The following is a 16,897-nucleotide window of genomic DNA, read 5'->3' as shown; positions in this document are numbered from 1 at the left end:
AGTCATGGATGTAATTCTGCAGGAAAGAATCCGGGAGAAGGTTTATGAACTGGAAAACATCAAGAGTCATGTAACCGTGCCCATGGTGCTTATGATTAACTCCCCCAAAGAGATTCATGACATAGGCAATGCTTTTTTCTTTCTGACCGGAAAGAATCTCAACGACATTGACCAGGTGGCTCGTCTGCGGATTCGAAGCAGTGATAACACCTTTACCACCTCCGCCATTGAGTACGAAAACCTGGAGTTGTCGAGGTATGCCGCTTTTCGCGACTATCTGGAAATTACTCTGGAGAATTACCTGACGTTTCGCCCTTACAAACTGGAGTTTTTGAAAGTCCAGCCCATCTATCACGATCACCAATAATGCTTTTACGACATGGAAAAGAAGTATTTAAAAGAAATTGAGTCCATCGCCCGGAAATACGACTACTGGGACGAGGCAAAAAGCCCTTATGCTTTTCTGGTAAGTTATGAGAATGACGCTAACCCCGGAATTGCCCATAAATTCATCACCAAAAGAATGAAAGGCGGGACATTGTTTCGCGAATGCATCAACAAGATGATGAACAATTTCACGCCCGATGTAATCATCATTGATGAGTTTACCGGTATCAAGGGGAATGCCCTTAGCAATTACCCTTTAAGAATCCGCGTGAGCGATGAACCTGCACCCGGAGGTACCACGGCCAACATGCCAATGATGCAACCCATAGTTGCTCCTTCTGCCATCGACAATGTTTTCGAAGGATTGAGTGGCATTGAAGGATTTGAAGGGGTGAAAAACGGGCTGGGCGCTCTACTGGCTTTTGAGCGGGAACGCCACACCAAAGATATGATGATTGACCGGCTCAACTATGACCGGAAGTTCACCGAACTGGAGCTGAAAAACCATATTTCGGCACTTGAAGAGAAACTGGAGAAGCTCACCACGGAGAACAGGGAGTTGGATGATGATCTTCGTCAGACCCGCCTGTCTCTGGAGAGTCTGGAAACGGCCAACGAAGAACTGAAAGAGGAGAATGAGCAATACAAACCCAACCGTCTGATTAAAGATGTGGGCATTGGAGCCATCACCAATATTGCCATGCAGCTGGCCACCAAAAGTCCTATACTGAAAGGGCTCCTGGGGATTGATGAAGATGTGAATCAGTCAACTTCCGGCCCAAATCAATCTCAGTCCAAAGTAGAAAGTCAGATAACTGAAGCAACACCCAAAGACAATACCATTCGTGAAATATCCGAGGTTCTTTCCACCTGGACAGATGCGTCCATTGAACACCTGATACATGTGATGGTTTTCATGGAAAACAATCCCGAAGGTCAGCTGGAATTACTGGAACTGATCAATGAAAAATCATTGCAACCAAAGGAGGCTTAGCACATGAAGAATCACATCACTATTCAGATTCAGAGCGAAAGCCTTTTGAAGGTCAAGCGCATGGAGAACCTTTTGCAAAACGTGGTAAAGAAGGTCAATCACGATGATTTTTTACTGCTTTTACAGAAAGTCAACGACAATCCTTCAGTGGCCAAAATGGCACTGAAGTTCATCCACCTGGTTTAAACTCTTTTGTCAATGAATCCTTTGATTGCTGCCGCTGCCGTACAGGCCGCCCCCGGAATAATGGAGAAATCCTTTTCAATAATGAAACTGGTATTCCTAACGGCTGTGACTGTTGGTGGAGGCTATTTTATTTACAAAAAGATCAAGGGAAATACCAAAGAAACTCCCGGGAACAATCTGAGCAAACTGCAGATAAGCAAAACGGGCCTTTCCTTCAGCGACAGTGAATACGGCATCATGGCACAGAGTCTTTACCTGGCCATGGACGGCCCGGGAACGGACGAGGAGACCATTTTTGCCATCATTCAGAGTATGCGCAACCGCGATGATCTGCTGATGCTCATCAAAGCTTTTGGCATTCGCCGGTATGGGGTCGTGACCAGTCTCTGGTTTGGTAGTGACCTGAACCTGGTAGGCTGGTTCAATGAAGAGCTGGGCAGTAAAGACAAAATTCGGGTTCGCGAAATTTTTAATGCACTTAATGTTCCCTTTTGAAAATGAAAAGCAGAACCAGACACATTGTAGCTGCCTCATTAATTGCAGGGAGCATGATACTGGCCATCATAGCAGTGAGACAGGCCAAAAAAAGAAAATCTCTTCCCCATGTCAGTCGTGAGAGTGACCCGGTGGTCAGAAATTATTTCGGACTGCCGGGATTTCTCAGCGCTACTTATCCCCGGGGAATCCGCAATAACAATCCGGGAAACCTGAAGATTACATCCTCTGCCTGGAACGGAAAGCTTCCGGCAGATAAGAATTCTGACGGGACATTTGAGCAGTTTATCTCTTTTGAGTACGGGGTCAGAGCCATGATAAAACAGCTGAAAAACGATATTGACCGCGGGTACAACACCTTGGTCAAACTTATCGGCAAGTATGCACCAATCTCGGAAAACAATACTTCCGGCTACATCACTTTTGTTGCCTCTCAGACAGGTTTGGATAAAAATGCCGGACTAGTCAGCACCAAAGCACTATTGAGAAAACTGGTTCGGGCCATGTCTGTGATGGAAAACGGCCCTGCTTTTCCCGTAACCGATCGTCAATTCGAAGAGGCTTACCAAATGCTTTAAATCTATCCGGCTATGATATACATTACTTCTGCCAGCGGCAAAGAGACTTTGTTTCCCGATTATGTCTTTTCTTCTCAAAGGGTTCGTTTTGTGGAAGGAGATTACGTCATCATTGACAATGAGCCTTACCTTGTTTCCTCCATCCGAAGCGTGAGTGACTCCGATAATCCCGTAAATACAGATGAGCTGCCTGTAATTACTGATTTACCCTTTGATGGCAACCGAATGGTAAAGCGGGCCGGCATCCCTCAAATTAATCCTGCAGCCATCTCTGTAAAAGGTTTTCTGGAGAAATACTTTTATCCATTTGTTCCGGCCGAAATTGGTTTTGCAGGCGGTGATGCCACCTATGAATATGGCACCAGTCAGACCGTTACGCTCAGGGCAATCATTACCGCAAACGATGAGACAGAGGTTGCCAATCGGCGGATTATTCATGTGACCAACAACGATGCGTTGGTACATGTGGGCACGACCAACGATTTTTCCACACCAATAACCATTCAGGGCGATGGAACTGCCCCTTTACACGATAAAAAGCAGGTTTTTAAAGCTCTGGCTGATGTGGGAGGAAACGGATCGCCGGGAAGCATAGCATCGGGCTTGCGAACCTTTCACTTTTATTATCCGGTTCTTTATGGCATGGGCCCGATTATGAGTGGCTCTAATCTGTATTCAGGTCTGGCCAGACTGGTAGTCCCCGAATCCACCAGAGAGTTTGCCATTCCTTTAAACGGAGAAAACCAATACATCTGGTTTGCCACCCCTTTCAGAAATATCAAACCGGTTTTTCGTGACAACAACGGCTTCGATGTTTCAGATTCCTTTTCCATGCAAAATGTGATGGTTACCACCACACAGGCGTTCCCAAAATGGTCATACAGCTATTTTGTCTGGAGAAGCATCATGCCCACTTCGGTTGTCAACAAAGTTTTTTCAGTTATTTATCCATAAACCCTGCGCTATGCCTATTGAAGTCATTGACGGATTTAAAGTTAACAGGAATGTGCCTGTAGATACTCAGAGAACAGTGGTTGCTACCCTGGAAGAGCGGAACGCCATAAACCCGGCAATTCGCTATGATGGCATGGAAACCCGCGTGCTCAGTACCAAAACCAAATATGTGCTGACAGGAGGTATCACCAATGATCACTGGAAGCCACTGCTGGAAGAAGAGATGAACGCTCTGGTTTCACCTTTGTTGGTTAATTCTCCAACAGATGACAGGCAATGTGTAGTCTTTGATCAGGATGTGGAGCTGTCACAGCCTGAGTATAACTCCGGTATTTCACACTTGTCGCTTACCGGGGTTTTCGGTAAGCAGAAAAGGGTAATTGATAATTTCTCCCTTGCCTCTGAGGCAACTGTCACCGTAAAAGAAGGAATATACAAGATGGAAATCAATTCAACCGCTGAATTTGCTTCGGTGCTTTTACCACGCAAAAAAATGGGGAGACGAATCTTTAATCAGAATTCGCGGGGTTTCAATGTAACTTCTTCCTCGACGCCCTCTGTTTCTTCCATCGATGTGGATTACAGCGGGGATCCGGAGCACCCTGTAATCTGGGCGGTTGCCTCGGCTTATGATTACCTTGGAACAAGAACTACTGACCGCCTTTTTATGCTGAATGCGGACGGAACTCCCTTTCGCACGGATTTTGGCGGTTTTTTGAATTCCTACATCTCAAAGGTGAAGCTGACTCCCGATGGAAGCGGTGCCATTGTGTTGGGACAGTTTTACAATGACCGTTTCAAGCATATTTGCAAGCTGGACAAAGAAGGGAATCAGGATCCGTTGTTTTTAAATACCGTAACGGGATTTTATAGCTCTTCCGGTAGTCCCGCAGCTCCCAATGGATTTGATGTAGCACCGGACGGGAAAGTTTATGTGTGGGGCACATCCATAGCAAGCTATGAAGGCACACCCTTTACAGGCAAGTTGGTTCGGTTGAATGCGGATGGAACCTTTGACAATACTTTCTCTTTCTTGGGAAGTTCTGCTACGAATGCCCCGTCCGTTATTGCAATCCAGGAAGATCTGAAAATTCTGGTTTGCTACAGTAGTAAAAACCGGATTAACGGAAGTTCGGAGAGCCTCTTTTGCGTTCGTCTGAATCCTGACGGAACAACCGACCCCACCTTTAAATCAGGGCTTACCGAATTGCGGTTCAACGGAATCGTGGTATTACCTGACGGGAAAATCCTGGTGGCCGGAGGGCAAAGCACAGGTATTAACGGAGCAAGCCAGATTTGGCGTTTACATTCAGACGGGACTGTGGATGAAACTTTTGTTACTGATTTCTCCCTGGGGCCATATCCTCATAACAGCAATGGGGGAAGACTGTATCCCACACCTGACGGGAAGATTCTTCTGAGCACCAATGGCGCTGATCCTTTGGTTCACCAGGAAGATGTCTTTTCCAACAGTCTTTTCCGGATCAACAGTGATGGTTCCTTCGACCGAAGCTTCCGGACAGCTGAAATCATAACTTCTTCCAATACCAAAGGAACCGCCTATTTCATGAAGCCTATGCGTGATGGGACTTTTCTTCTGGGAGGCACTTTCGTGAAATGCAACGAAATGCCCAAAGGCGGTTTGATAAAGCTCAACTACAACGGATTTAACAGATAAAGCCATGAGAGAACTAATTCAACAAATACGGATAATTACCGGAAGCAGCTTGTTTTCTGCCAGGATGATGAATCTGCTGGTTGCCGGGATTCTTTCTTTTTCGGTCATCACAAAAATATGGACAATTGGGCGCAAGGTCGATGAAACGCTGGCTTATTTACAGGATATTCCCACTCTCCAAAAGGAGCTTGTGGAGCTGAAGCATGAAAAAAACGCAGCGTCTGATAGTCTTCGTCATTTCCGACTGGAGGTGGCAGGGAGTTTTCGCCAGGTAGCAACCAATCTTGATGAAATGGATGGTCGTATCGGTCAAACCAATGCAAGCGTTAAGATGGAGCTGAAAAAGATTAATGAATATTTTCTTTTGCTTAGCTCCAGCAATGAAGAGATAAAAAAGATGCTGCTGATCAAAAAGGAAAATGACAAGCTACTTTTTGAGCAGATATTCCCCACCGGCTATGCGATTAAATAGACAATAAAAATTTCACAAAATGGCAAGAGAACATCAATTCATTTCCAAAATCATTGAAATCGAAGGCGGGTACGTGAATGATCCGTCAGATTTGGGAGGTGAAACAAAATTCGGGATTACCCTGAAAACGGCCAGAGATAACGGGTATGACGGGCCAATGGCAGATTTGAATGTAAAAACGGCCAGGGAGATTTATCTCCGGCAGTACTGGTACAAACCCGGCTTTGATAAAATAAGCAATGACCAGCTGGCTTTTGAGTTGCTGGACACTGCCGTAAATATGGGCCCGGAGACAGCGGTGGAAATTCTGCAGAACAGCTGCAATCTGCTTAATTACCGGAACCGGTATGGCAGCGACCTGGACTTGGATGGTCGCCTGGGGATAAAAACCCTGGCCTTTGTCAACCGTTACCCCATGCCCGAAAGACTTTGTATGCTGATGAATGCGGTGCAGTGTTCGCGTTATGTGAGGATTGCCCAGGCGCGACCGGAACAACGCAAATTTATCTACGGATGGCTCAAAGAACGGGTATTCAATCAAGTTTCAATGGATGACAAACCCTTACCCCCTAACCCCCTTAATCCCTAACCCCGATGGCAAAGAAATCATTTAAGCAGTTCTGCGCCGAAGTGGTGCAGAAAGTGCCCTCCATTGCTACTGATATTTTTGAGATTGCCACATCTCCCAATCCCGCAGGGGTTGCCATTGGTAAAGTGAGTGATTTGCTTAAAACCAAAGCCGAAAAGGATGAAAAAGCCAGGCTGGCACTGGATGAATTGCAGCAATACCGGATGCAGTGGGAAAAAGAAATGTATGTCCTGGATATTGATGCCTATAAAACAGAGGTGTCCGACCGGGCCGGTGCCCGTCAGAAGTACATTGATGCCGACAAGGCTTCAGCTGATGCCATCGGACATCAGATCATCGGGCGGAATCTGACCTATATCTTCATTTTGCTTTTGGTGCAGGTGGTAGTGACCATCAGTTCTGTATTCCTGGCTTCAGGTTTCATTGAAGACAAACAGACTGCAGTAACCATTGGCAGTTCTCTGGGATCGGTTGTTGGTGCAGCCATCGGAACGGTGATTGGTTCGCTTCTCCAGGAGCGCAATCAGGTGGTGGGCTTTCACTTTGGCAGCTCCATGGGCAGCCGGCAAAAAGACTACAAATGAAGATCCGGGCCAAAGTCAGTTTCCTAAACGGTAACTCCTACACCAGTGGAGAACTGAGTGGTGTGTCGGAAAAGAGCGGCTACTACCTGCTGATAAAGAGTTACAACCAGCGGGGACTTCCTGTAGCCGAGCTCATCATCAATAAAAAAGAGGTCAAATCCATAGCGGTACTTGAGTATGGTAACCAAAAAATCAGAAGAACTATTCTCTCAGCTTTTTGAGCGCAGTCACATCTCAGTGATCAGAGGGGATTCGGAGATAATCATAGAGGTTTATTGCTTCAATAAATCATGGGTTCACGGGAAGGTGGTTCAGGCTCCCGAAGCCTCCGCATTGAAAGGCGACTGGATAGATGTCAGCATTAGCGAAATAATTGATGTTTTTGATCCATGGGAAAGGTAAGAACCATTTTTCTTGGAAGTATGTTAGGCCAGTCGCCTGATTTAGTGGAATTCCTAAAGGAGAAGCAGAAAAAACGCAAATTCAGGGATGCCGGTGAGTATGTTCCGGGTTCTGCCAAGGAGCGCGCTGCCATGCGATCTCTGGTCAACTCCAAAGACCTGGACAAACTGGAACAGGATGAAGTCTCAGCCATTGAAATGGTGGTAAAAGACAACGTCTGGCCTGCTTATGACTTTAAAATCCTGAAGGAATCCAATGCCGATCCGGCCCTTTGCTATCTGAAGAATGAATTCCGAAAATCTTTTCCGCCAAAGCCTTCTTCAAACACGGCAGATATGCGGAAAGTTTATGTCAGGACGGCCGAATACCTCCAGCAGAAGCTTGGTCAGTATGATTCTGTAAAGCCTTTAGTGGATAATTTGCCTGAGGTTTTGTGGTCTTTGGATGCAGCCATGGCCTACAGCACTTCCGCGCAAATGACGATAGAACTTTCCGGAATGATACGGCACTCCCTGGAATTTAAAGATTGCCGGGATTATACTGAAGTTGATCTTTTTCTGAAAGACCATTACGAGCGATTGGATCATTATTTTAAAACGAAAAAGCGATACTACTTCCAGCGTCTTTTAAGTGAGAACTTTTCTTCGCGTTTTTCCAATATGCTGATATTGAAAAGCAGGAAAGTTCATGAAACCGCCAATGTCCTCTACAAGGAACCTTCCTGGGACTGGGCTTTCAAAAAGGCGACAAAAAATACCGGTAAAAGCGACAAAATTGAGATCAACTCAGGCCTGCCGCTTTCGCACATCAGGCGCAAAGGTGGGTTGTTTATTTCTGACAATGACATCTCGGAAAAGGTACTGACCAGGCGATACGGTTTTAATGCCGTGCAGATTGGCAATTCCATTACCGACAAGGAGCTGAAAGAGCATATCCGCTATTTCATTGGTGCCATTACAGATTTATGTGAAGCTTTGGATATTGACATCTGCCGGATTCATGAAATCGGAAATCTGGCCATTGCATTTGCCGCCAGGGGAAAAGGGAAAGCCCTTGCGCACTATGAGCCCATGCGTCAAATTATCAATCTCACGCGAAAGCGCGGGGACGGAACCGTGGCACACGAGTGGGGACATTTCTTTGACCATCTGTTGGGGATGAGCTATGGTCTTCGAAAAGGTAAAATGGCCACAGGATGTTATGCATTTCGTGAGAAGCATATAGAAATTGATAGTGACAGCTATATTCAAAATCCGAAGGCAGTTGAGTTATACAACAAAGTCACTAATCTGGCCCGCTTTATCTACCGAGGCAATAATGAGCACAATGCCGGAAAAATCATTAGCCGACGGTTTTATACCAAAGATGCCAAATACGCCTTTCGCGTTGAATACGGAGAGTCACCTGAAGAATCTCTCGATTTTCTGAAACGAAGATACCCGGGCTATCTAAAATATCCTTCCTTTTACAGCAATGCCAAAGCGCTGCTGAGCAGTATTCCACGAAAGTTTGGTCTTGAATTTCTGGATATCCCGCTTACCCTTAACAACATCTCAGAATTCTATGCGGAATCGAAATTCTACGGCACAAAATACTGGGCTTCTCCGGTGGAGATGTTTGCCAGGGCTTTTGAATGTTTTGTCTTTGACCGGTTGAGTGCCAAAGGCATGGAAAACAACTATCTGGTTAGCGGAGCGCATTTCGGGGTGGGCGTTTATCCTCAGGGAGAAGAAAGAACTTTTCTTAACCGATTGTTTGAGAGCATTATCAGTGAGGCCCGTGAAGTGATTGGCCTGGGTCATTTTGTGCCCTTTACCGATCAGCGGGTGGATGAATTTATAGAACTGGATAAACAGGGCAATGCTGAAGGCGGGGTTGTTTTTGTGGAAACTGAAAAACAGAAAAATAAAAAACCATCAGAACAGAAAAACAAAGAAACTTCCCAACAAAAAAATAAAGAAACAAAAAAACAAAATCCTCCGGTGACGATGGCCAGAGCTCTGGAACTGGAGATGGAAATGACTTTTGAATTCTGAAAATTATGAAAACCGCAAAAGTTGCACTCACCATATTGGCTATTGCCCTGGCTCTGGAACTGGAAACAGAGATGGAATTCGCCTTTTCGGAGGATTCCATCAGTTCCAATTCCCGGGAAACGGATTTTGTAAAAGCCGTTCAGCAGGAGCTACGCAAAAAGACTTCTCACAACAAAACCACCATTGAGAAGCTGGCCCGTCAGCGCTTTGGTATTGACAACCAAAACAAGGTAAAAGAGCTGACAGAACTGGCCATTGTACTGGAAGCCCGAAGAATTGCCTTTAATGAAAAAATAAACTTTCGTCAACGATTTGAGAGGATAGTTGAGCTTTATCGCTCACAGATTAACCTCTCGCATCGCACTTCCATGAGTGTGCTTTTGCAACAGTATTCAACTCCGGCACCTATTTCTTTTTTGGCCGGGTTATGGGTCAAAAAGGCCAAGGGAGAGGCCCAATACTTTGAGCCCAGCGCCGGAAACGGACTGCTTTGTCATGCACTACCTTACAAACAGCTTCATGTGAACGAGCTGGATAAGATCCGTCTTCAAAACCTGAACCGGCAGCCATTTAAAACCATAACCAGTCTGGATGCTTCTCTTCCATTCGGATTTGGTCGAATCTATGACGGAATCATTACCAACCCGCCTTTTGGTGATCTCGAAGCCATCGAACAGGTTGAGGGTTTTCACATCAAAAAGCTGGAACACATCATGGCCATCCGCTCCCTGGAGACCATGAAGGATGACGGGCGGGCAGCCATAATCATTGGCGGGCATACCCGTTACAATCCCGATTCAGGACTGATTACCAATAAGGGTGACCGTTACTTTCTGAATTTTCTCTATCACTTTTATCATGTGGAGGACATCATTCCCATTGACGGGCACAAACTCTATTCCCGCCAGGGAACCGCTTTTGATACACGTCTTATCCTGATTGCAGGACGTAAGGAGACACCCGGAGGCATTGCGGATTATGCCCCGCAAGGCAGCGCAAAGAGCCGGCACCTGCGGGAAGTGGTCTCTTCCCTTGATGCACTTTACCAGCGGATCCTTAATTGTGACATCAGACACTTCCTGGATCTTGCTGCTCTGAAACCCAAGGCGGAACACCTTTTCAAAACCGGAGACCGCGTTTCGTTCCTGGCCACCGGAAACATCATTACCAATGGCATCGTGACCGGATTACCACGTTCCGGTATTGTGGAAATAACCATTAAAAGCCAGAAAGAGCCCCTGGTTTTACAGGAATCACAGGTCGTACCGGAGCTTTTTGCCTGCAAAGCCGACAAAAGGGAAAAGGGATACAAGGCTTTTTCCAAAGTACAGTTTTATCACAATCGCACCTGGACAGCCCGGTTTATCGACGGAGAAGAAATAACCGTTGGCCGGGTTTTCAACAACAGGGAGGCGCGCATCGCAGCTATTAAGGAAAGATTAAAACAAAGAAATTGAAAAACAGAAAAACTTTGAAACAGAAAAACTCAGGAAGTAAAAAACTGAAAAATAGAGAAACAGAAAAACTAAAAAACAAATGATATGACCTTTCACATACAGATTGACAAAAAGAAACAGGCCCTGCAATCGAAAGCAACAATAACGTTCGACAAAAGACCCGCCCCTGAAATCAGTGAAAAACTGTTGTTTTGGGGTTTTGAACCGGCTTCGGGCTTTAAAAAGTTCTCAGGCCGGCTGAAAGATTTATCAGAGCGCAATCCCCATCACTGGCAGTTGTTTCTGACTTCCCGTGGTCACAAGTCTGCAGGCAAAGGACTGGGAGAACTTTATATCCCGGTTTCGGAAGAAGGGGTTATTCTGGAAACCCAGGTGCCCGATTCTATGGCGGATGAGACGCACATTGCAGCTCGTAAAATCAAAAAGCATATCGGAGGCAATGTGTTTGAGCTGGTTCGTAAAAAGCTGGGGTACAAAAGCAAGGAAGAACTTGCATCAGCTCTTTCTGCCGAGCAGATAGATGCCGTAGCTCTGGCCATTTACAATATTGAAGAGCGCAATCAGTCGCTGATAGTGGGTGACCAGACAGGCATAGGGAAAGGACGTATTGCGGCGGCCATGATCCGTTATGCCAATCAGCAAAAGAAGATTCCCATATTTTTAAGTGAAAAGCCCAACCTTTTCTCTGACATCTACCGCGACCTGGCAGATATTGGTTCCGGACATCTGGTGCCGTTTATCGTGAATGCCGATGATGCCAAAACCAAAATAAAGGATGCGGAAGGAAATATTCTCTATCAGCCGGATGCCAAAGCTGTTCAGGAATCGGTTTTCAAATCGCAGCAACTGCCAAAGAAATATGATGTAATCCTGGCTACCTATACCCAGTTCAATCAGCCGGATAAGAAACCATTAAAACCAATGTTCCTGGCAACAATGGCCGAGGGGAATATTATCATTATGGATGAAGCTCACAATGCTTCGGGTGCTTCACAAACAGGCACTTTTCTGATGAATGTAATTCAGAATGCTGCGGGAGTGGTATTCCTCTCTGCCACCTTTGCCAAGCGACCAGACAATATGCCTATTTATGCCCTTAAAACCTGTCTCTCGGAGGCCAACATGACCAAAGATGAGCTGGTGGATTCCATTACCCGTGGCGGGGTGGCATTGCAGGAGATTCTCTCGGCCCAGCTGGTGTCGGAGGGACAAATGATTCGCCGCGAACGCTCTTTTGAAGGTATTGAGGTGGATTACATAACATTGACAGAAAATGAGCGGGAACACCGCCGCATTGCTGATAAGGTAACGGAAATTATCCGGGACATCATTGCCTTTCAAAAGGATTATGTCACCGAGGCGGTAGATAACATGGATGATGCCATGAAGGCTGAAGGCGGGGAAGCCAGCTCCAGAAAAGGCACTTCTTCTGCAGGGGTGGACAATCAGCCCTATTTCTCCAAAGTTTTTAATGTGATCAATCAGCTGCTTTTGAGTCTGAAAGCGGAGGATGTGGCCCGTGATGCCATCCGTTCGCTGAAAGCCGGACGCAAGCCGATTATTGCCTTTGCCAATACCATGGGTTCATTCCTGGAAGAGATTGCTGAATCCGCACCCGGAGAAGCCATTAATACAGATTTTAAACATGTCTTGTACAAGGGGCTCAAATCGGTTTTGAAAATTACCATTACCGATTACCGGGGGCAGAAGAAATACGATTACCTGGAACCGACCATGATCAGCGAAGAGGCCCTGGCAGAATACAACCGGATTACTGATGAGATAGACCGCGTTTCCACCGGAATCACCATATCTCCCATTGACCGGATTGTGGAAATCATTGAAAAGGCAGGCTTCAAAGTGGCGGAGGTAACCGGGCGGAAAATCATGGTGCAGTTTTCCGGGAAGGAAACGGGTACTATTTTAAGCCGAAAACGGGTTGCCACCAATGATGCTTTCCGGCAATTCAACGATAATGAGGTGGATTGCCTGCTTATCAACCAGAGTGGATCCACCGGTGCATCTGCCCATGCCATTGTAACCCGTAAAGTTGCCAAAGGACAGGTAAAGCAGCGTGAAATGATTGTGCTTCAGCCTGAACTGGACATTAATACCGAGGTGCAAAAACGCGGTCGCATCAACCGCACCGGACAGATACTCAAGCCCCGTTATCGGTATATCTCATCAGCCATTCCGGCTGAAAAGAGGCTTCAAATGATGCTGCAAAGAAAACTCCGGAGTCTTGATGCCAACACCACCAGTAACCAAAAGGCCAATCAGAGTCAGATAGGTGAGCAGGTGGATTTCCTGAACAAATACGGTGACAAGCTGGTAGCAGATTACCTCATAGAAAATCCGGAGATCGATGAAATGCTGGGCAAACCTCTTGGCTTAGAGGTTCCGGAAGTACGCGAAGGGGGTATTCAGAAAGTGTCGGGTCGCGTGGCGATTCTATCGGTAGCCGACCAGGAGAAATTCTATACCGATATGGCTCTTCGATACACCGAATACGTGGAGTATCTCAAACAAATCGAGGAATACGATTTGGAGGTGGAAGCTGTTGCCCTGGATGCTGTGGTCATTGACCGGAAAGTCATCAAGGCCGGGAAAGGCGGCAAGAGTGCTTTCGGACGCGATTCCATATTGAAAACATGTGATTGTGCCAATCTACGTAAGCCGTTCCGCAAAAGTCAGATTCAGGAATTGATTGGACAAACCACCGGCACTGATGATCCGATGGTTTATACGGAAAAGATCATTGCCGGAATGGAAAAATCGTTGGAGACCCGGCTTCAAAATATGCTCAATCACATTGATAAACGCCTGGACGTAGCCCGCAGGCACATTCGTCAGGAGAAGAATTACAAAAAACTGAAAAGTCAGGCAGAACAGTCTGCTTACCTTAAAAAACGGATGGATGAGATTGAGAATTCCAAAGCATCACTTATCAAATCGGAGCAGGAAAAATCGGAACTTCTCAGGCGGGCAATCCGCAACCGCATTAGGATTTTTTATCCAGGACGAGGCGTTTATGTGCCCAACATTGTTTCCAATGATCCGTCTCCGTCCGTTTTTCTGGGATTTGTCATTAACCATAAGGAAGAAAACCCATACACGCTTTCCAAAATCAAGGTACGCTTTGCGGTTGGTGATGGCCGTAAATACATGGTACTGGCTCTTTCGGGTGATCAGGGAGCCATGGTGGAGCGAATCATAGGATTGAGCAGTTCGCTGGACAATTACAGTCAGGTGGAGATTCTCAACCAGTGGGATGAGATGATGAAAAAACGCCAGGCGGATCGCATTACCCGTTACATCATAACGGACAATATTCTTCAAGGGATTGCCAATTACCGGGGAAAGCTGATTGATTTTACTTTGCAGGGCGGAGGCAAAGAAAAAGGTATTCTGATGCCCGATGGATGGGAAAAGGACAAAGCAACAGCCAGTGTTCAGGTGCCGGTCATTAAGATTTTGCCTTATTTGCAATCACTGCAGCGAAACTCACTGGTAGCACTGACCAATGGCATTGTGTTGTCCCGTGGCTACGATGGTTATGACCTGGTAATTCCCTTTGGAGCCCGTAACAAGGATGTTTACACCGATTCAGAGTTGTTTAGGCTCATGAACGGAAATGACGGCTTCAACAAAAGAAGCAGCAATATGGTGGGTAGCTTCGATCCGTCCGTATTGTCCAAAGTGACACAGATTCTGCAGGACAAATACTCATTATCTGCACAGATGTCACGAACCATGTACGAGCTTATTTTTGAGGATGAAGATGTGTCTGAGGCCATCGCACATCAGGATCCGGATGAAGCGTATGCACGTCAGCAGCTGGCCATCGACAAAAAACGGTACAGGCAGCGCATCGGACAAAACAAAGAAACTAAAAAACCAAAAGCATTCTCCCTGGCAACAGCTCTGGAGCTGGAAATGGAGATGGAATTTGAATTCTGAAAAACTAATATTTCACAAAATGGCATTTACTATCGACAACTACATTGAGAAAGCAAAAGGAATTGACTTCTCAAAACTGGCACACGGCGACTTTTTTAACCGCAAACACCCGGAGGTCATTAAGATTATTGAAAACATTCATGAGGAAACCAACCCCGACAACCTGGCTACTATCCATCGAATTCTGGATAAGTATTTCGAGAATTTGGGCAAAGACATCAAAGCCAATCCGGAAGCATTGAAAAGCACAAAGGATAAAACGGGAAACAAAGAAACTTCCAAACAGAAAAATTCTAAAACTAAGAAACAGGAAAACAAAGAAACTCAAAAACAAAAAAAGCCGCGCCAAACCCGCAAAAAGCTGAAAAAGCACAAATACAAAGCAGGTCAATTCCTCTATGCCTATGTAAACGGATATGTGGAAAAATCGGAAATTGAATCCCTTTCGCATACAGAATCGGGCGAACCGACCTACGTTTATCGAACTGACAAGGGCACCAAAAAGGAAGTTTCTGAAACGATTTTGAAAGGGCTCATTAAGCAGAAACTGGCCCGCATCGACAAACCACTTCCCGAACATACCGAAAAGGTGGATGCTGAAGTATCTTTTCTAAGGCGTTTTGTGGCGATGAACGGGAAAACCAAGACTCATGAGGAATTGCTCACCATGCTGAAATCACTACAGACAGCCATCATTGAAAGACGGGTGCGCAAAGCTTCGCGCTACTCTGACCAAATTGAGTATATGCAGGACAAGCTGATTGCCATGGTCAATGATGGTGGCAGCATAACCGTCAATTTCTCGGAAGATAAGCTTACAGAGCTTAAATCTATTACAACCGGGCTTGCCACCATGCCGGCAGTTCTGGTCATTAAACGGTTTTTACGAATCCAGGGCAAAACAGGAGTTAAAGAGGAGGCAAAAAAGATATTGGAGAAGATCGAAGCCGGAAAAGCAGGGGTTAATGCCTCAAAGCCTTTAAGCACGAAACTTCAGATTATTAGAAAAGCACTGGAGAGATATATTGCCGGAAGTAGCACTATCCCTACCATCAGCCAGTCAGAACTTAATGGTTTGGAAGGTCTTGCCGGAATCGATGGTTTGGAAAAACAGAACCGGAAAATCACGGTCAAATCCGGAAAAGCAATACCCTCCACCGACTTTGAGAAAAAAGCTTTCTATCCCATGGGCCTTTCCGGAAAGTGGCATAAACTTCTGGGTGAAATGAGCGAACCATTCCGTTTGATGATCTACGGTAAAGGAGGTAGTGGCAAGTCCACCCTGGCAATCGACCTGGCAAAATATCTGGCCGACCAGATGGGGAAAACCGTCCTCTTCGTGGCCAATGAGGAAGGTTTCGGAGCTACCCTCCAGAAAAAAATCAAGATGCTCAAAGCAGTGCATCCGGATTTCTTTCTGGTCGATAAGATACCAGCGGATTTGAGCAAATACGATGTGGTGTTCCTGGATAGTGCCGACAGTCTCCGTCTCTCTCCGGATGGTGCCACCAAACTTACCTTGAAATACCCCAACATGAATCTGGTTACCATCCATAAGGTTACCAAAACCGGAAATTTCCGGGGAAGTGCTGAATGGGAGCATGATTGCGATACTTCAGTAGTGGTTACCGGTGGTGTCGCCAGGGCTGAGAAAAATCGGTTTGGGGGAAGTGGGGAGATTGGGGTGTTTTGATGAATTTGAAATGTTTATGTTTAAAGAAAGGCTGCCGGAAGGTGGCCTTTTTTATTTTAAAAAAAAGTGTTGATGGAAAAGTGTTAATTTTTATTGGAAAAAGAAAACAAAAAAGTTAGTTTTACGGTAAACAAAAAAACTTTAAAACAATAAAACAAATTGACGGCCCTATCCCACATAGAGATTAAAGAAAATCTGAGATTCCTCTCCTCAAAAGGACTGGGAAGAATTAATAAAGAATTAAAAGGTGCACAATACAATCGGTGTTTGGATGTATTGTGCACCTTTTGTTTTGATAAAGGAGAAATAACCGCACTTTGAGGTGTGGTTATAGAATCGTTGCTGGCAACTTAACAAAAACCTCATAGCCAACTAAAAACAATGAATAACAGTATAAATTGGATTTTCACGCAATTGATGGACTACGAATAA

Annotated in this window: 16 protein-coding genes; all 16 read left to right on the top strand. The window is 45.6% G+C overall.

The features are described 5' to 3' along the window. Nucleotides 1-4: 4 nt before the first annotated feature. Nucleotides 5-367: a hypothetical protein gene (locus tag BY457_RS12000; RefSeq protein WP_146130977.1), complete on the top strand. Its 363-nt coding sequence runs from the start codon at nt 5-7 to the stop codon at nt 365-367. Between the two features lie 12 nt (nt 368-379). Further along, a complete protein-coding gene (locus BY457_RS11995) occupies nt 380-1,381 on the top strand; it encodes a hypothetical protein (protein WP_106153575.1) in 1,002 nt (333 codons plus the stop codon). Nucleotides 1,382-1,384: 3 nt separating this feature from the next. Beyond that, complete coding sequence (locus BY457_RS11990; RefSeq protein WP_106153574.1) at nt 1,385-1,567, top strand: hypothetical protein; 183 nt, start codon at nt 1,385-1,387, stop codon at nt 1,565-1,567. Between the two features lie 12 nt (nt 1,568-1,579). Continuing rightward, nucleotides 1,580-2,062, top strand: a complete 483-nt coding sequence (locus tag BY457_RS11985) for a hypothetical protein (RefSeq protein WP_106153573.1) — start codon at nt 1,580-1,582, stop codon at nt 2,060-2,062. 2 nt (nt 2,063-2,064) lie between these two features. Continuing rightward, complete coding sequence (locus tag BY457_RS11980) at nt 2,065-2,640, top strand: hypothetical protein (protein ID WP_106153572.1); 576 nt, start codon at nt 2,065-2,067, stop codon at nt 2,638-2,640. A gap of 12 nt (nt 2,641-2,652) precedes the next feature. Beyond that, nucleotides 2,653-3,594: a hypothetical protein gene (locus BY457_RS11975; protein WP_106153571.1), complete on the top strand. Its 942-nt coding sequence runs from the start codon at nt 2,653-2,655 to the stop codon at nt 3,592-3,594. A gap of 10 nt (nt 3,595-3,604) precedes the next feature. Continuing rightward, complete coding sequence (locus tag BY457_RS11970) at nt 3,605-5,272, top strand: hypothetical protein (protein WP_106153570.1); 1,668 nt, start codon at nt 3,605-3,607, stop codon at nt 5,270-5,272. 4 nt (nt 5,273-5,276) lie between these two features. After that, the gene (locus BY457_RS11965; protein WP_106153569.1) at nt 5,277-5,744 is read left to right on the top strand and encodes a hypothetical protein; all 468 of its coding nucleotides are present in this window, start codon (nt 5,277-5,279) and stop codon (nt 5,742-5,744) included. Nucleotides 5,745-5,763: 19 nt separating this feature from the next. Beyond that, nucleotides 5,764-6,333, top strand: coding sequence for a glycoside hydrolase family 108 protein (locus BY457_RS11960; RefSeq protein ID WP_106153568.1), 570 nt, complete (start codon nt 5,764-5,766; stop codon nt 6,331-6,333). 5 nt (nt 6,334-6,338) lie between these two features. Then, on the top strand, nt 6,339-6,917 hold the full coding sequence (locus tag BY457_RS11955) for a hypothetical protein (protein ID WP_106153567.1): 579 nt from the start codon (nt 6,339-6,341) through the stop codon (nt 6,915-6,917). After that, the gene (locus tag BY457_RS11950; RefSeq protein WP_106153566.1) at nt 6,914-7,138 is read left to right on the top strand and encodes a hypothetical protein; all 225 of its coding nucleotides are present in this window, start codon (nt 6,914-6,916) and stop codon (nt 7,136-7,138) included. The genes BY457_RS11955 and BY457_RS11950 overlap by 4 nt, the downstream gene beginning before the upstream one ends. Further along, nucleotides 7,089-7,319 carry a hypothetical protein gene (locus BY457_RS11945; protein WP_181256469.1) on the top strand — a complete coding sequence of 77 codons (231 nt, stop codon included), beginning with the start codon at nt 7,089-7,091 and terminating at the stop codon, nt 7,317-7,319. Before BY457_RS11950 ends, BY457_RS11945 begins: the two co-directional genes overlap by 50 nt. After that, on the top strand, nt 7,307-9,355 hold the full coding sequence (locus BY457_RS11940) for an LPD1 domain-containing protein (protein WP_106153564.1): 2,049 nt from the start codon (nt 7,307-7,309) through the stop codon (nt 9,353-9,355). Before BY457_RS11945 ends, BY457_RS11940 begins: the two co-directional genes overlap by 13 nt. Before the next feature lie 5 nt (nt 9,356-9,360). Continuing rightward, on the top strand, nt 9,361-10,812 hold the full coding sequence (locus tag BY457_RS11935) for a hypothetical protein (protein WP_106153563.1): 1,452 nt from the start codon (nt 9,361-9,363) through the stop codon (nt 10,810-10,812). 84 nt (nt 10,813-10,896) lie between these two features. Further along, on the top strand, nt 10,897-14,772 hold the full coding sequence (locus BY457_RS11930) for a strawberry notch-like NTP hydrolase domain-containing protein (RefSeq protein ID WP_106153562.1): 3,876 nt from the start codon (nt 10,897-10,899) through the stop codon (nt 14,770-14,772). A gap of 19 nt (nt 14,773-14,791) precedes the next feature. After that, entirely contained in the window at nt 14,792-16,465 is a 1,674-nt protein-coding gene (locus BY457_RS11920; RefSeq protein WP_181256468.1) for an AAA family ATPase, read from the top strand. The last annotated feature ends 432 nt before the right edge of the window (nt 16,466-16,897 follow it).

The organism is Marinilabilia salmonicolor, from assembly GCF_003003035.1.
Lineage (GTDB): Bacteria > Bacteroidota > Bacteroidia > Bacteroidales > Marinilabiliaceae > Marinilabilia > Marinilabilia salmonicolor_A.
Note: the sequence above shows the minus strand (reverse complement) of the source record. Positions and strands in the feature narration are given on the sequence as shown.

Excerpts from the sequence above, each read along its gene's own strand:
- BY457_RS12000 (WP_146130977.1), top strand. The coding sequence starts at position 5 with ATGGATGTAATTCTGCAGGAAAGAATCCGGGAGAAGGTTTATGAACTG.
- BY457_RS11995 (WP_106153575.1), top strand. The coding sequence starts at position 380 with ATGGAAAAGAAGTATTTAAAAGAAATTGAGTCCATCGCCCGGAAATAC.
- BY457_RS11990 (WP_106153574.1), top strand. The coding sequence starts at position 1,385 with ATGAAGAATCACATCACTATTCAGATTCAGAGCGAAAGCCTTTTGAAG.
- BY457_RS11985 (WP_106153573.1), top strand. The coding sequence starts at position 1,580 with ATGAATCCTTTGATTGCTGCCGCTGCCGTACAGGCCGCCCCCGGAATA.
- BY457_RS11980 (WP_106153572.1), top strand. The coding sequence starts at position 2,065 with ATGAAAAGCAGAACCAGACACATTGTAGCTGCCTCATTAATTGCAGGG.
- BY457_RS11975 (WP_106153571.1), top strand. The coding sequence starts at position 2,653 with ATGATATACATTACTTCTGCCAGCGGCAAAGAGACTTTGTTTCCCGAT.
- BY457_RS11970 (WP_106153570.1), top strand. The coding sequence starts at position 3,605 with ATGCCTATTGAAGTCATTGACGGATTTAAAGTTAACAGGAATGTGCCT.
- BY457_RS11965 (WP_106153569.1), top strand. The coding sequence starts at position 5,277 with ATGAGAGAACTAATTCAACAAATACGGATAATTACCGGAAGCAGCTTG.
- BY457_RS11960 (WP_106153568.1), top strand. The coding sequence starts at position 5,764 with ATGGCAAGAGAACATCAATTCATTTCCAAAATCATTGAAATCGAAGGC.
- BY457_RS11955 (WP_106153567.1), top strand. The coding sequence starts at position 6,339 with ATGGCAAAGAAATCATTTAAGCAGTTCTGCGCCGAAGTGGTGCAGAAA.
- BY457_RS11950 (WP_106153566.1), top strand. The coding sequence starts at position 6,914 with ATGAAGATCCGGGCCAAAGTCAGTTTCCTAAACGGTAACTCCTACACC.
- BY457_RS11940 (WP_106153564.1), top strand. The coding sequence starts at position 7,307 with ATGGGAAAGGTAAGAACCATTTTTCTTGGAAGTATGTTAGGCCAGTCG.
- BY457_RS11935 (WP_106153563.1), top strand. The coding sequence starts at position 9,361 with ATGAAAACCGCAAAAGTTGCACTCACCATATTGGCTATTGCCCTGGCT.
- BY457_RS11930 (WP_106153562.1), top strand. The coding sequence starts at position 10,897 with ATGACCTTTCACATACAGATTGACAAAAAGAAACAGGCCCTGCAATCG.
- BY457_RS11920 (WP_181256468.1), top strand. The coding sequence starts at position 14,792 with ATGGCATTTACTATCGACAACTACATTGAGAAAGCAAAAGGAATTGAC.